The sequence below is a fragment of the Pseudoalteromonas sp. Of7M-16 genome (genome assembly GCF_022347805.1).
GTDB lineage: Bacteria > Pseudomonadota > Gammaproteobacteria > Enterobacterales > Alteromonadaceae > Pseudoalteromonas > Pseudoalteromonas luteoviolacea_F.
Genome location: NZ_JAKRFY010000020.1, coordinates 39,440 through 52,825, shown reverse-complemented (window position 1 = coordinate 52,825; position 13,386 = coordinate 39,440). Strand labels below are relative to the sequence as shown.

The window sequence follows — 13,386 nt, the reverse complement described above, 5'->3', positions numbered from 1 at the left end:
TTAAACTCTAAACGTCGCTACCGATAATATTATCGAGCCTAACTTGATCATTATTTGTTTTTATCTGTAACCAAAGAGGAAAGTGGTCGCTGAGTTGAAATGTTGCCTCTTTGAAAGTTAACTCAGGAAATAAGACTGTTTCCATGAATTGGTCCTTAGAAAAATCAATTACGCCACCTCTACCTGAAAAGCTCACTTGATCACAGCGATGTAAAATTTGGTCATAATTTTTAGGTGTCCCTTGAGCTGCTGCAGTATCATTTATTCCTTTTAAGTTGTCGGGCATTTTCAATTTACTTTCGACTGTCAAAGCTTGATAAAAACGATCGTCATTAGAAGGAATATTGAAATCGCCAACTACAATTAAATCTTTATCAAATACTTTATCCTCATTGTCTTCCCATCGTTTTTTTATCCAGTTTCCAAACCCATTTAATTCGTCGATTCTGCCTTCGGTAGTTCCCCAACGAGCATGCATGGCCATTAAGATAAAATCAAATTGACCGGCTGAAAAACTCGCAAAGTAAGGGGAGCGCCACCAACTTTGGTTTGTATAATAGTCGCCATCAATTTTTTTTCTAGCTGGTGCTGCTTCAGCAGCCAAACCGGTAAAATTTACCATTCGTTCATCGTATAAGAAAGCTACACGCTCTCGATTTCCAGCTCTATCAGGTTGCCAGTCATTGATTACAAATTTCCAATTGGGGCCAAGTAAATTTAAAACTCGCTTAAAATCAGTTAAATCATCTCTAACCTCAGTGATTGCTATCAAGTCGAATTGGTAGAGAATTTGGGCGATGAACAAAATCCCGTCATCTGAACGACGCGATTTACCAAAATCTCGAATGTTCCATGTTGCCACATTGAGTGATTCATCTAGTGAAGATGAAGGTATGTTGGCCAACTCAATACGATTATTGAGTTGCCGAAGTTTGATAGCTTGATCTTTAGAAACTTTTGAATAGTCCATAACGGTTTCCTTGCTGTTTAGTTAACAACCATGTAGGTATAACACGAGATTTCCATATTTCAAGATGAGCTACGCTTAGGTTAATTGAGAAGTAAGTTGGTAAAATATCTAGAAGAGGTATCTCACGTTCACATCAATACAGAGTAGCTGAGTACACCAATAGCCTTGAAGCAATTAGTTTATTTACAAAGATACCGTACTTAATGTGAAAAAGTACTCATGTTATCTATCATATAGAGAATCAGGTAAATTATAAAAATCAGGAAGAGTTAACACTCAATGTCGTTAATGGATTGACTTTCAAGCTATTGAATTTATACAGATAATTACGAAGTAAGAGGTACGGTATTATCAACTGCCCAAGGTATAACAATCATTAAATATATCCCATAATTTACGTTATGTTAAATAGGGTTTTTATCTAAATATCAAAGATAACACCTCTGCTTTTGTGGGGCTGTGAACGTCAAATCCAAGGTATGTCCAATACTAGACGGTATCGGACATATTAAGATTTCTAAAGTTCTCTCTTATTTTTCTGTCACTTCCCACGTTACATACAACGGATGTCCGCCACCAGGCACATAACCAGGGTTGGCAGTTTCCATATCTTCAAACCCGTCGTCACCAGACCCAGCTTTGATGATGACGTCTAAAGAATTGTCTGAGACAGACGCTTTTGCAAAATTACTTTGTGCATACCCGCATTGAAAATCTATTTTTACTGTCGTTAGAGCTTGGTTACCAACAACCAAAGAAATACTACCTTCTGAACCAAGTGCTGCGCCAGTTGGATCCTTTTGTGCAAACGAACATACGTCACCGGGTTTGATTGTTGTTGGCGTAGGTTGTTTTGACCAGCTTCCATGCGTCGCGTGAAAATTGGTAATTTTGATCGTTGAACTTGTGGAGTTTTTTATATATCCGTAAGTAGAGAAATCGGCCATGATACTTTCCTTTTCTTGTTTAATATATGCCAGCAGTTACAGCGCTAGCTCAAACCTCAAAAGAAAGTTTAGATAGGAACACCTAAATAACTATTACACAGTATTACCGTATAGTAAGTTATTGTTTTCAGTAAATTTCAATAGCCAGATTTGCCATAGTTTTTAATTTTCATATCAAAGATATTGAATCGCTGTTGCCATAAGAGCACAAAGCATTGATAAAAAATAAAGTTAGGCTCCCTATCAGCTCAGGCTTTTATGGAAATAGAATTTAACACAATAACACTAAGCAGATCACCAACCAAACCCCAATTTTGTATTAAATATATACTGTCACTGACCAACACTCAAGGTTAATCTACTAGTAATTTTTACCATAAAAATTACTTACTGCTTTTGTCATCTACCTAAAAAAGCCTATTTAACATAACTTTAAACCTGTGTGCTTTGCTCTGTTTCCTGGTTTTACAGCGGATGTATTCCAATAGCGGATTATCAAAACTTCAAACCAAGTGGTAATAATATCGTTCAGTACGGAACGGATAAATTGTTGAGCCAGGATAAAGTAAAAACAGTTTGATTTAACATAAAATGGTAGCTGCTACTTTTTCGGCAGCTCACCTTTGTTATCTCCGCCTATTTGTACGGCGTTTTTAATATTGTTACCCGATATGCTCTGGTTAACGGATTTTAGCGGCTCACAGCGCCCTGACTTTTTGAATATAGCAACAAGTACCCCGACAATGCTCACCAACAGCGTCGATGCACCAATTTGCTCACCAGTACCAAGTGAGGTAAACCACTCAATCATAGCTCTTACTCCTTTGTATTCTCTAGTTCTGCAAGCCAGATAGACACTTGCTCAATTTGAGGTTGTGCGCCCACTTGCTCGAATAATGCCAAGGCCTTTTCCCAATGCGCTTTTGCTTGATTGAGGTCGTCCTGTAGTTCAGATAATATGCCCATATTGGCATACTGATTTGCCATGCCTTCTTTGCTGCCAAAAGATTCATTGATTTCAAGGCTTTTTTGGTAATACTCAAGCGCCTTATCCAATTCGCCTTTTTCTAGGTAAACGTTCCCCATATTACCATACTGGCGCGCCATGCCTTCTTTGCTTCCTAGAGGTTCATAGACTTCAAGGCTCTTTTGATAATACTCAAGCGCCTTATCCAATTCGCCTTGTATTTGGTAAACATTACCCATATTGCCATACTGGCGCGCCATGCCTTCTTTGCTTCCTAGAGATTCATTGACTTCAAGGCTCTTTTGGTAATACTCAAACGCCTTATCAAGTTCACCTTGTGTTTTGTAAACAACCCCCATATTCCCATACTGGCACGCCATGCCTTCTTTATGACCCAAAGGTTCATCGATTTCAAGGCTCATTTGGTAATATTCAAGCGCCTTATCTAGATCGCCTTGTGTTTGGTAAACTGTCCCCATATTACCATACTGGTTAGCCATACCTTCTTTACGACCTAGGGATTCATTGATTTCAAGGCTCTTTTGGTAATATTCAAGCGCCTTATCTAGATCGCCTTGTGTTTGGTAAACTGTCCCCATATTGCAATACTGGTTAGCCATACCTTCTTTACGACCGAAGGATTCATTTAATTCAAGACTCTTTTGGTAATATTCAAGCGCCATATCTAGCTCGCCTTGGATTCGGTAAACAACCCCCATATTACCATACTCATTGGCCATACCTTCTTTACGACCGAAGGATTCATTTATTTCAAGGCTCTTTTGGTAATATTCAAGCGCCTTATCAAGTTCGCCTTTTATTTGGTAAACATTCCCCATATTACAATACGATACAGATTTACTTTCATTATCACCTGTCTTTTCAGCCAAGTTTAAAACATGTTGATAAGCTTGCAATGCGTTGCCTAATTCACCAATGCGCTTATAAATATGGCCTGCCCGATTCCTGGCACTTATATGCTCAGGGTTTAATTGCGTTGCCCTGACAAAATCCTTTAGTGTTTGTTTAGACTCATAAAGATACGTTAACGAACCGCGCTGATAATAATACTCGGCCTGTTTGAGAATGATGTCTTCGTTATCGTCAATCAGCTTTGAAAGTAGCGCTTTTGCTTTATCGACATCGCCACTACGTATGATTGCTTGTAATGCAGTATCAACATCCTCGGCGGGTAATTCATTATTCTGTTTGCTTTGGCTTAAATTAGATATGATGTCTAGATAGGTTTGAAGCTGCTGCTTGTATTCAGAAATTTCAATGTGCTTTTTATCTAATTCAGCTTTTAAAGCGTCGAATGCTTTCACTGCTATCGGGTCATTAATGACAATATCACCTGAATTATTTCCAGCAATTTGGACCACAGTTGAGCCATCTGTTTGCACAGTCTGTATTATGTCATTGGATTTTTTAATCAGAGAGTTCATCAACGTTATATCCTTGTATTGCTTCACAATACAACTCTACTTAACTGTTTACTAAAATCAATGCAAACATGAAAGAATTAATGCAGATATGAAATGGTAACTGAGGAAAGGTTTCAACTCACTTCGGGATGTCTAAAAACAAATGTAATTTTATCCAAAATCGAAACGCGCGTTACATTTACGGTGCTTTGAAGTAAAGCCGATATATTAGGCTAAAGTAAAAATTTAGCAGCCGCAACACTAGTTTTTTGAGAACGTTGCTTTTTAGTTCCTTAGCTAGCAACTTGCCCCTATAGACATGGAAACGACCAAATGAGTCTTTTTTATATTTGGTAAAACATCATGACCACAAATGGTGATATGTAGTAACATGTTATTATTTATGTTAAAACTGGACCAATCAGATAAACGACCCAGCTAGTCTAGTGGTAGAAAAACGACCAATTGGGTCGATATTAAATTGTTAGTTGTACTCAACCCGAGTCAGAGTAAATGAAAGAATTCGAAGTGAAAATACCTACCGACATTGAAATTGCAGAAGCTCAAGAAAAGCTAGGTTTCACTTTTCCACCCGAATATGTGGCATTCATTAAATCTGGATATGATCTAGGAGATGCTCCACTTGAAGCATTGGAAATCGTCGATCCTCCTAGTTATGCTGACATATACGAAGCATTGGTGAGTGCTCGAAAGTTTTATGATTTACCTGTTGAGCTTATGCCTATCTGTGAAGACAACTCTAATTACTATTGTATCAATAAAAATGGTGAGGTGGTGTTTTGGTCGTACAATGGAACTACCAATGAAAAGTGGGCAAACGCGACCGCATGGGCTAAGCAAATGACTCTAGAGGCTGGCGAGTAACGTACAACTAACAAGGTTGTAAACGCGGACAAATAACAGTTGGCTTTGTTCGTGCCTCACAAATTTTAGCCAACTATTATTAGCCGGTTACAACGGCGTTATATTTTTAGGTGGTTCACATGGAAAAAGTAGCAAGCCTTGAAAGTCATTTAGATATGTGGATGGCTGATACTTGTAATAGGTATTTTCATATACTTACCGAGCTGGGCGTCGTGGATAAGAAAAAAGCATCCAAATTGACTAAAGAAATATTGGAACAAAGAAATGAGATGCTAGATGAATACGTTCCATTTTTCGTAGAAACTATATTTAAGCTTCTTGAAGATGACGATAATAAAAAAACATAACAAGGCCATCAAAACCGGACGAATAAAGGTTTGGCAACGTTATATGCCAAGGGGGGATGGGCTAAATGTTAAAGAATATTGTTGTAATCATATTATGCTTACTATCTTTCTTTGTAGGTTCAATGTGAGGTAAGTTTAATTTTATTACTTCTAATATATTTCAAACTACAAAGCCTATAGCTGTATCAACAACAAATGGATCACAAAGAATAATTCCAGAAGGTACAGAGTTGCATTTGCACTCATCAGCCCACAAAAGAGAAAGATACTTCTTGTTCATAGATGTACCTGAAAGTGAATCTGAACTAAAAGTTATACCTAGTAAACATGATAAATACAGTGGAATAAAGTTTCTGAAAAGTGCTGCTAAATAGGCACATAACAAACCGCTTCTGGCACACAGCTGTCCTTCATCTTTCGAGAATGAAACAAACTAGCCCCCACACCTAACAATGAAGGCTGATCACAAACCTACAACTTCAACTCCATCTGCTTGTGCGCATCGCCAACTAATATCGGTGTGCCATTGACTTCGGAGGTCACTATTAAGTTGATCATTTGCCTGGTCAACTTATAGCGTCTTACTAAATCTTGGACTGAAGCGCCCTGCTTAAAATCCTCTCTTAATTTAATGTTCCGCAGCTGAATCATGATTTTGTCTAGCTTTGGTATTTGGTATGTGCTGCCAGCATGGTTATACAATGCCCTTGCCATATCATCGCTAAACCGCTTACAAAATTCGTGATTAGGCGTTGGCTTGTCGGGAATAAAAAACAAGTTACCCTGCTCTTCACTTAAGGCGTTTACTGCATCATCCAGCCCCATAACCTCTAAAAACAACTGTAAACCGTGTGGCAGCAAAGATGCATCAGGATGAAACATCGTTTCAGTATGACCTTAAATTAATCCCATCATGAAATTCTTCATCAGGCACATCTTTGACTAAAGCCTGACCCGCTATCGGGGTTTTTCCGTTGAATGTTATGGTCGGACTACCGTGCAACTGCCAGCCATCGTTAAGTGATTTTGATACGCGCATACAAAATCCTTCATCATCAGGCCCGGTAACGAGTCTATATAGTTTCATTTGGAATTTCTCCTATTCCAGTTATTTTTTGCTCACTTAAATAAGTGAACTTTGAAATGTTATTTTGTATATTATATATTGTATTCAAAAAAGGTAAAGATCAACCTATATGTCATGAGTCGCTGTAAAGCAGCTTAACGCTCGCAAGTTCTTTGGTGTTTTAAAGCTTCAATGCTAGATCCCTAGATTTGCTTCTATAAATATATTTCTTACTGTACTTTTACGTCGGGAAGGTTCAGATAAATGGAGGCAATCAACCGCGTAATATCTGTGTAATGGACTTCAACCCTCCTCTACCTATTCTAGAGTTCTGTATGGTTTATAAACAAATAAATCATTAAACTCGTGAAGGAGACGTTATGAATAAAAATGATCGAATGGCTCAACCAACTCTTAGTGATCGACAAGGTTTTAACCGTCGTTGGTTTGCAAATAATGCAGATTTGAAGGTTTATAGACCAACAAGTCGTGCGGAAGTCGTGTTGGCTTTTCAAGATATTATTGATGCTAAAGACATTGAGTCACATGAAGTTCAAATTACTTGCGGCCGTCACTGTTATGAAAGTTTCGTATATAACGGCGAAACCAAAGCGATTATAGATGTAGGGAGCTTAAACAGTTTCGAATACTCCAAAAAGTCCGATACTATTGAAATGGAAATTGGCCTCAGTAATTGGGAAATGTATCGCGTACTAAACAATATGTATAAGCGTACCCTACCCGCCGGAAGCTGCTACTCTGTTGGCTTGGGAGGCCATGTTACGGGTGGTGGTTACGGTTTATTGTCTCGAATGTATGGTCTTGCGATGGATTACTTGGTTGGCGTTTACATCGTTGTGCAAAACTCGAGCGGTGATGCCGAAGAACTTTATTGTGACCAAGATCAGCACTGTGACTTATTTTGGGGAGTTAAAGGTGGTGGTGGTGGACAATTTGGTATTATCACAAAATTGATATTTAAAGATGCACCGCCTTCACCAGAGAGAATGTACACAATAAACTTTTCATGGGATTGGCAGGACGAAAACGGCGACTATTTGTCTCAAGAACAGTTCACACAAATTATTCGCTTATTTGAAAAGTCTTTTTGTGACCAAGACCCACAAACATGGCATGTTTGGGCTAATATGCTTCTCAATCATAAAGATGCAAAAAACATTTCAATCACTGCTTTTGTTTACTATATTCCAGAGTATCATGGCGATTGGGCTGCATTTGAATTAAAGGAGCGCAATAAGTTTAGTGCGATCCTCAAAAAAGCGAATCAAATAAAGCTATTATCAAAAGGTGATTTTACTCTATTTGGCCACCCTCACATTCCAAGCTCGAGAGGGTTAAATAGCTATGCAAACAACTTAAAAGACAACTTTATTGATTATACTTTAAGAGATTACACCTATCTCAATGGTACACAGCAAGTTAGTCCCTCTGGTGCCAATAGTTTTGGTAAATACAAATCAGCGTATCTAACCAAATATTGGACTGAAGACATGATCAATAGTGCCTACGCATTTTTAAGAAAACCTATCTCTTATCAAGATGGCGATCATGCTACACGGGCAGATATGGCTCGCTCTTTAATACAGGTCGACAGCTATGGCGGAAAAATAAACACCGTAGAGCCAAAAGATACCGCAATTGTTCAACGCTCTTCTATTATGAAGCTGCAATATCAAACCTACTGGGATAACAAAATGCCTCCTGGTTTGGATAACACAGCGCAAGCTGATGCACACGTGAATTGGCTAAACGACATGTATAAGACGATATATGCCGTTTCTGGTGGTGTACCAGATCCTAGGTTCTCAGACCGTGTGGATGGATGTTATTACAATTATCCTGATGTGGATTTGGGTTCAATTAAAAACGGCCCAGAAAGTTTAGAGCATGCACTAATGTTGTACTTCGGAGATAATCTACCGCGCTTAAAACAGGTTAAAGCAAAGTACAACCCCCAGGGGTGGTTTGGCAATGTCCAAAGTGTCCAAACATATTGCCAAGAGATAACAACTGAAAATGCTCAAAGCAAATCTAAAAGTAAGGCTAAAAATATGTAAGTAAACTAAGGGCTAATGGCGGTTAGGTGTATTAGCCCTTTGAATGTTTGATGATCTGTCTCAGACGCAGTGAGTAGTTAAGTGTACTTGCTAGGATTTTTATTAGCTCCTTTATTTACAGAGGAGTTTGCTATAGGATCCCCACTCTCTCGAGTGGGCCAAATAAGATGGCTCGCTCATCATTGCAAATAAGCTCTAAGCTATTAAGAGGATTTTTCAGTGTCACCTGAATCGATGACAGATTTAATCATAACTTTAGTTTTACTTTTGGTTTCAGTAGGCATGGCATTTCAAGGCAAAGTTTTGAAGGCAAATATGGCCGATAAAGATGCGGAAAATGCGAAGAAAATTGAAAAAAAAGCAAACCTGCTCGTCATGTGTGGGTCGTTTGTTGCAATCATACAAGTTATTAAACTTGGTTCATTTTTGCTATAGATATACAGCTTAAGTTACGTAAAAAAATAAGGCCGTCGGAAAAAAGTAAAGTCCGACGCCTACTACTGCTCACCCATTCTCGCTACTTATATTTATCGTGATTGCTCAAACGGCTAATCTACATTCAATATCTTCCTCTTATAACATGCACTTGTGTGCGCAATTGCTTGTGCGGTTAATGGCGCATTGGCGTCAACTCAGAAATATTCGTGTCACGGTTTACTGTATTTCAGAAACCTTTTAACGGTAATACATGATGTGGCAAAGCAGGTGATTTGCACTACGATTAGTGGACCTATAGGTAAAAACTAATTGGAATCAAAATGGCTTATGTAGATGGATTTGTCTTGGCAGTGCCTAATCAAAATAAAAGTGAATACCTACGCATGGCGCAGCTTTCTGCTGAGATATTCAAAGAATATGGTGCACTTAGTGTGGTTGAATGTTGGGGAGATGACGTACCCGATGGCGAACAGACATCATTCCCGCTAGCAGTAAAGTGCGAAGCCGAAGAAACAGTGTGTTTCTCTTGGGTTTTTTGGCCTTCAAAAGAAATCAGAGATGAAGGTATGGCAAAGTGTCATAATGACGAACGAATGAAAGCCATGTGCGAAGGTGCAATGCCATTTGATGGCAAGAGGTTGATTTATGGTGGGTTCGAAGTGATTTTGAATGCTTAAGCCGGTTGTCGGATATAAAGCCCGAACTCAGTTCTAAACTAAGTTCGGGATGTGTGTATATCTCTAGAATTCTATGAAATTTCCACTTCTTTAAACTCGTCGCAATTGCGAATAAGCTCATGAAAAAATATAAAACATGGATCTGTCAGGGACATTTTATTTTGACCAAAAAGCCTTTGTTTTAAACTTTGACGTTTATCTATTTGGAGCACCCACTCTAGTTCCGGTGCTGAGTCTTCTTCAGGTGAATAAAATACACTTGCACCGATCAAATAGTGATTGTCTTCAAATGTTAGAGTACTATACCACCCCCAGTCTTCAGCGGCTGGATAGCAGATATCTAACTGTCCGTTTAATTTACTTTTTAACCAAATTAATAGTGATTCACCATAAATTGGATTAATAGGATTTATCTGCTCTTGTGTAACATCAAACTTTGCGGTTTTAAAGTGAATTGCCAGATGCATTGAGTATCCTTACAAAAAATTGGACAAAAAACAGTATAATGCTAAGGGTTAATATTACCAATAACCCTGCAAGTTTTGGGCTAGAAAGCCCTTCTACGCGAGGGGTTGTAGAGCGAGTAATAAAATTATAGATATGCTCTGCGCTAAATAATACAAACACTGCTCCTAAAGCTAATGCAAATGAACTTGCTTCTAAAAATATAGCCCAGCCAAACAACATCGTCAGAATAAAGGCGATAAGTACATTTGCATATTTGCTTATTAAACTATTGATAATAAATCACCTCTGAGGGTAAAAATATACCCATTTGTATACCAAAAATTAAATTGAGCACATTGAAGCGCCAATTTTAACCCCTATCAGTACCTTTGAGGCTGACGCTATTTGCCTAAAAGAGCCTATTCCCTACTGTTCCAATGCAGACAACACCTCTTTGGCTTTTTTGTTTTTGCGAGCAAAGAATACAATAGATGCAAGTAAAACCAGAAACGATATGCCAATATTAAGCATGTCTGAAATGTTACAATTCAAAAAATAGCATCTAGCTATAGCAAATACCATGAGCGCTGCAACGAATATCCAAGTCGCTTTCACACTTAATGTCCATCTAAATATTTCGTTTTTTATTAATTTGGTGTGTACTTCGATAGAAGTGCTGATCTGTTCACTTCTAAGTTGTCTTAAGCTACTTAGCCTGCTTTTGTTCATTAACACAAAGATAGTAATACCCCATACGGTTGCAAAACCTACCCAGAGCTGTTTGATTAGATCAAAGCTTTTGAATAAAGAGAGCACAAAAAACACGCTCACTGCCAGAATAGCCAACAACTCAATACAAAAGTTGACCTTCAAAACGAGGTGTTGCCTTTTGTGCCGTTTAAGTAAAGTGTCCATTTCAGGTAATTCTTTTTGCTCTGCTGACTGCCAAATTGACGATAATTGTTCAAACTCTTTATTATCCATTATTTCATTCTCGCTAATAAATTTGCTAGTTGCTCTTTCGCTCTATGTAATCGGATCCCGACATTCGAATCGCTTATTCCCAAAACATCGCCAATTTCTACATTGTTTAAATCTTCCAGCTTAAGCAGCATAACTTGCCTTAAGCTCAGTGGTAGCTTATGAATTGCAATCAATAGCTGCTGTTGTCTTTGAGCTTGCAATGTATGCGACTCCGGCGAGTCTCGCTCACATACCGTCGTATCATCAAGTTGATCTTCTGATATGCGGCTATGACGCCTGATATGATCAATGGCTGTGTTGTGTATTACTCGATAAACATATGTATTGAGTGAACATTGTTCACTAAAACCATCGAGTGAACGCCAGATTGAGAGCGCCATCTCTTGTGCCAACTCATCTGAAAGCGCTGTGCGATTTTCATACCCTGTTGCAGCTCGGCTTATTTGCGGCCAATACTGCGAGATAATGCTGTCTTTATCTAAGTCCTTGGTGGGTGTTGTCAACGCTTTATACCTCCAGTTTATTTTTATTATTAGTCGATGCAGATACCGGATCATTACACTTTTTTTGAATTATTTTTTTCTGCTTAAATTTTGATTGTTTTTGCAATTTTATAACGAAAATAAAAATCAAAAAAATATGTAATGGACTCATTTTTCTATCGACTAATCAGTACAAACTACACATTTTTAACATAAAAAGGGGTAAGCATGTCATTGCTAAACAAGATTAGGTTGCAAAACAAAACACGTTTGTTGGGTGCCGCATGGGCATTGGTTGCATTTAGTTGGCTGACCATGTTCATTGTAATTTTTATATCAGAAACTAAAAGTATTGAAATAGCCGTAACGACATTTGCAGCAGTCACTACTGAAGCTGCAATTTGGTGTACCGCGGCTGTCCTTGGGGTAAGCATTGCTGAAGGGCGAAAAGTTGCGCTACGCACTATTAAAAATAAACTGTTGGGCAAAAGCCGCCAACAAAGTTAACCTAAGATTGAGGTATTACCATGAAAACAAATAAATTTAATGACAAAACAATGCTAGTTGCTTGGCTATTTACCCTATTATGCTGGGGTAATACAGCACTGGTTATGGTTTTTTCACCATTTGTTGTGTTAGAAGTGACGGCACTTTGTTTTGCTATAGTTGCAACACAAATCACTTTTTACGTCACTAAACGCGTCGCAGAACAAAACCCATTGGTCGCGTCAGTTTATAAGAACTTATTCGGGGATTGTTAGACAAGATAAACTAAAGCCCTATTACCTCGAAAAATGTGCGCATGGTTCATTTTGGTTGTCATTTCACCATGCGTACACTGTATCAGTACTTGTATTTCATACTCAATATTGTGTAAATGTATCTTGAGCTTTGTACTCTACTTAGTCAAAACGACAAAAAATAGAGTCTCTATATTTAAATGTTGTCAGGATCCGCTTTTAAATTGTGCATCAGGAATATCAATCAAAAAATCTGTGATACCTATGTCTATCCCAAGTTGGCTAAGTAATGTTGAAAGTTGACCTCTATGGTGGGTTTGGTGATTGAATAAATGAGCTACTAATTCACTAAACTCCCTCTCACTGGTATGGCCTTTCGTATCACTATATACCAGTGTTTCGTGGAAATCAGACTCGTCAACTTCATTGTTTATCCAACAAAGAATTGCATTATCAATGCGGTTTCGTACCGGTAAATACAACTCAAAGTCTTTATAAAGTATAACATCAAGATCTGTTGGGACTGGTAGGTCATTTAAATCAGCTAGTGATTGATATCGCTTCGAATGCTGAGCAAATCGTAACAGCCAAATCATATCACCAATTAAGATATGATTGAGAGTGCCTAAGATAGAGTCAAAAAATGCTCCCCTATCTGATGTTATTTGTTCGTGGCTCAACATACTTGTGGCTTCATTGAGCTGTGTATTCATCCGTAGGTTATATTGCGCCATCAATTTAAAGTGTGACAGATAGTTCATTTCTTTGCCCCTATTTTGTATATCCATAGCTTCAGCGACTACTTTGCTACTCCTATAACCTATCGCCAGTACGCAATATATCAAACAGTTTTTATTGTCTAATGAATATTAAAGCATCATACAGAGAAAGCGGATGTATGGAACAAGCTAAGAAGTGATTGAGCCAATAACAG

General features: G+C 38.2%; 17 protein-coding genes. 7 read left to right on the top strand and 10 right to left on the bottom strand.

Going from position 1 to position 13,386, the window contains the following annotated elements:
• Window positions 1-7: 7 nt before the first annotated feature.
• The 4 genes from MHN81_RS19135 to MHN81_RS19120 form a co-directional block, all read right to left on the bottom strand.
• Entirely contained in the window at window positions 8-970 is a 963-nt protein-coding gene (locus MHN81_RS19135; RefSeq protein WP_023397554.1) for an endonuclease/exonuclease/phosphatase family protein, read from the bottom strand.
• A gap of 530 nt (window positions 971-1,500) precedes the next feature.
• A complete protein-coding gene (locus tag MHN81_RS19130; RefSeq protein WP_239426440.1) occupies window positions 1,501-1,917 on the bottom strand; it encodes an aegerolysin family protein in 417 nt (138 codons plus the stop codon).
• Between the two features lie 601 nt (window positions 1,918-2,518).
• Window positions 2,519-2,728, bottom strand: coding sequence for a hypothetical protein (locus tag MHN81_RS19125; protein ID WP_023397605.1), 210 nt, complete (start codon window positions 2,726-2,728; stop codon window positions 2,519-2,521).
• Between the two features lie 5 nt (window positions 2,729-2,733).
• Window positions 2,734-4,329 carry a tetratricopeptide repeat protein gene (locus MHN81_RS19120; protein WP_239426439.1) on the bottom strand — a complete coding sequence of 532 codons (1,596 nt, stop codon included), beginning with the start codon at window positions 4,327-4,329 and terminating at the stop codon, window positions 2,734-2,736.
• Window positions 4,330-4,821: 492 nt separating this feature from the next.
• On the opposite strand from MHN81_RS19120, the gene MHN81_RS19115 reads away from it, so the two are divergent.
• Both MHN81_RS19115 and MHN81_RS19110 read left to right on the top strand, forming a co-directional pair.
• Window positions 4,822-5,193, top strand: coding sequence for an SMI1/KNR4 family protein (locus tag MHN81_RS19115; protein WP_239426438.1), 372 nt, complete (start codon window positions 4,822-4,824; stop codon window positions 5,191-5,193).
• Window positions 5,194-5,312: 119 nt separating this feature from the next.
• The gene (locus MHN81_RS19110) at window positions 5,313-5,540 is read left to right on the top strand and encodes a hypothetical protein (RefSeq protein ID WP_239426437.1); all 228 of its coding nucleotides are present in this window, start codon (window positions 5,313-5,315) and stop codon (window positions 5,538-5,540) included.
• Window positions 5,541-6,011: 471 nt separating this feature from the next.
• On the opposite strand, the gene MHN81_RS19105 is transcribed toward MHN81_RS19110, so the two are convergent.
• Window positions 6,012-6,422 carry a Mor transcription activator family protein gene (locus MHN81_RS19105; protein WP_239426436.1) on the bottom strand — a complete coding sequence of 137 codons (411 nt, stop codon included), beginning with the start codon at window positions 6,420-6,422 and terminating at the stop codon, window positions 6,012-6,014.
• Between the two features lie 4 nt (window positions 6,423-6,426).
• Entirely contained in the window at window positions 6,427-6,627 is a 201-nt protein-coding gene (locus tag MHN81_RS19100) for a DUF1737 domain-containing protein (RefSeq protein ID WP_239426435.1), read from the bottom strand.
• 359 nt (window positions 6,628-6,986) lie between these two features.
• Here MHN81_RS19100 and MHN81_RS19095 point away from each other — a divergent pair, with 359 nt between their 5' ends.
• The 3 genes from MHN81_RS19095 to MHN81_RS19085 all read left to right on the top strand — a co-directional run bounded on the left by MHN81_RS19095 (window position 6,987) and on the right by MHN81_RS19085 (window position 9,799).
• The gene (locus MHN81_RS19095; RefSeq protein ID WP_239426434.1) at window positions 6,987-8,684 is read left to right on the top strand and encodes a BBE domain-containing protein; all 1,698 of its coding nucleotides are present in this window, start codon (window positions 6,987-6,989) and stop codon (window positions 8,682-8,684) included.
• A 219-nt stretch (window positions 8,685-8,903) separates the two neighbouring features.
• A complete protein-coding gene (locus tag MHN81_RS19090; protein WP_023398764.1) occupies window positions 8,904-9,119 on the top strand; it encodes a hypothetical protein in 216 nt (71 codons plus the stop codon).
• A 323-nt stretch (window positions 9,120-9,442) separates the two neighbouring features.
• On the top strand, window positions 9,443-9,799 hold the full coding sequence (locus tag MHN81_RS19085) for a DUF1428 domain-containing protein (protein WP_023398765.1): 357 nt from the start codon (window positions 9,443-9,445) through the stop codon (window positions 9,797-9,799).
• 71 nt (window positions 9,800-9,870) lie between these two features.
• On the opposite strand, the gene MHN81_RS19080 is transcribed toward MHN81_RS19085, so the two are convergent.
• From MHN81_RS19080 to MHN81_RS19070, 3 genes are all read right to left on the bottom strand, one after another.
• Window positions 9,871-10,266 (bottom strand): hypothetical protein, encoded by a 396-nt coding sequence (locus MHN81_RS19080; RefSeq protein WP_239426433.1) that lies wholly within the window; start codon window positions 10,264-10,266, stop codon window positions 9,871-9,873.
• A 406-nt stretch (window positions 10,267-10,672) separates the two neighbouring features.
• Window positions 10,673-11,230, bottom strand: coding sequence for a hypothetical protein (locus tag MHN81_RS19075; RefSeq protein ID WP_239426432.1), 558 nt, complete (start codon window positions 11,228-11,230; stop codon window positions 10,673-10,675).
• Window positions 11,230-11,733, bottom strand: a complete 504-nt coding sequence (locus tag MHN81_RS19070; RefSeq protein ID WP_023398769.1) for a sigma-70 family RNA polymerase sigma factor — start codon at window positions 11,731-11,733, stop codon at window positions 11,230-11,232. Before MHN81_RS19070 ends, MHN81_RS19075 begins: the two co-directional genes overlap by 1 nt.
• Window positions 11,734-11,940: 207 nt before the next feature.
• On the opposite strand from MHN81_RS19070, the gene MHN81_RS19065 reads away from it, so the two are divergent.
• The gene (locus tag MHN81_RS19065; RefSeq protein WP_239426431.1) at window positions 11,941-12,219 is read left to right on the top strand and encodes a hypothetical protein; all 279 of its coding nucleotides are present in this window, start codon (window positions 11,941-11,943) and stop codon (window positions 12,217-12,219) included.
• 20 nt (window positions 12,220-12,239) lie between these two features.
• Entirely contained in the window at window positions 12,240-12,473 is a 234-nt protein-coding gene (locus MHN81_RS19060) for a hypothetical protein (RefSeq protein ID WP_239426430.1), read from the top strand.
• Window positions 12,474-12,658: 185 nt separating this feature from the next.
• Here the strand turns inward: MHN81_RS19060 and MHN81_RS19055 are convergent, their stop codons facing one another.
• Window positions 12,659-13,213: a DinB family protein gene (locus tag MHN81_RS19055; protein WP_023398772.1), complete on the bottom strand. Its 555-nt coding sequence runs from the start codon at window positions 13,211-13,213 to the stop codon at window positions 12,659-12,661.
• Window positions 13,214-13,386: the final 173 nt, after the last annotated feature.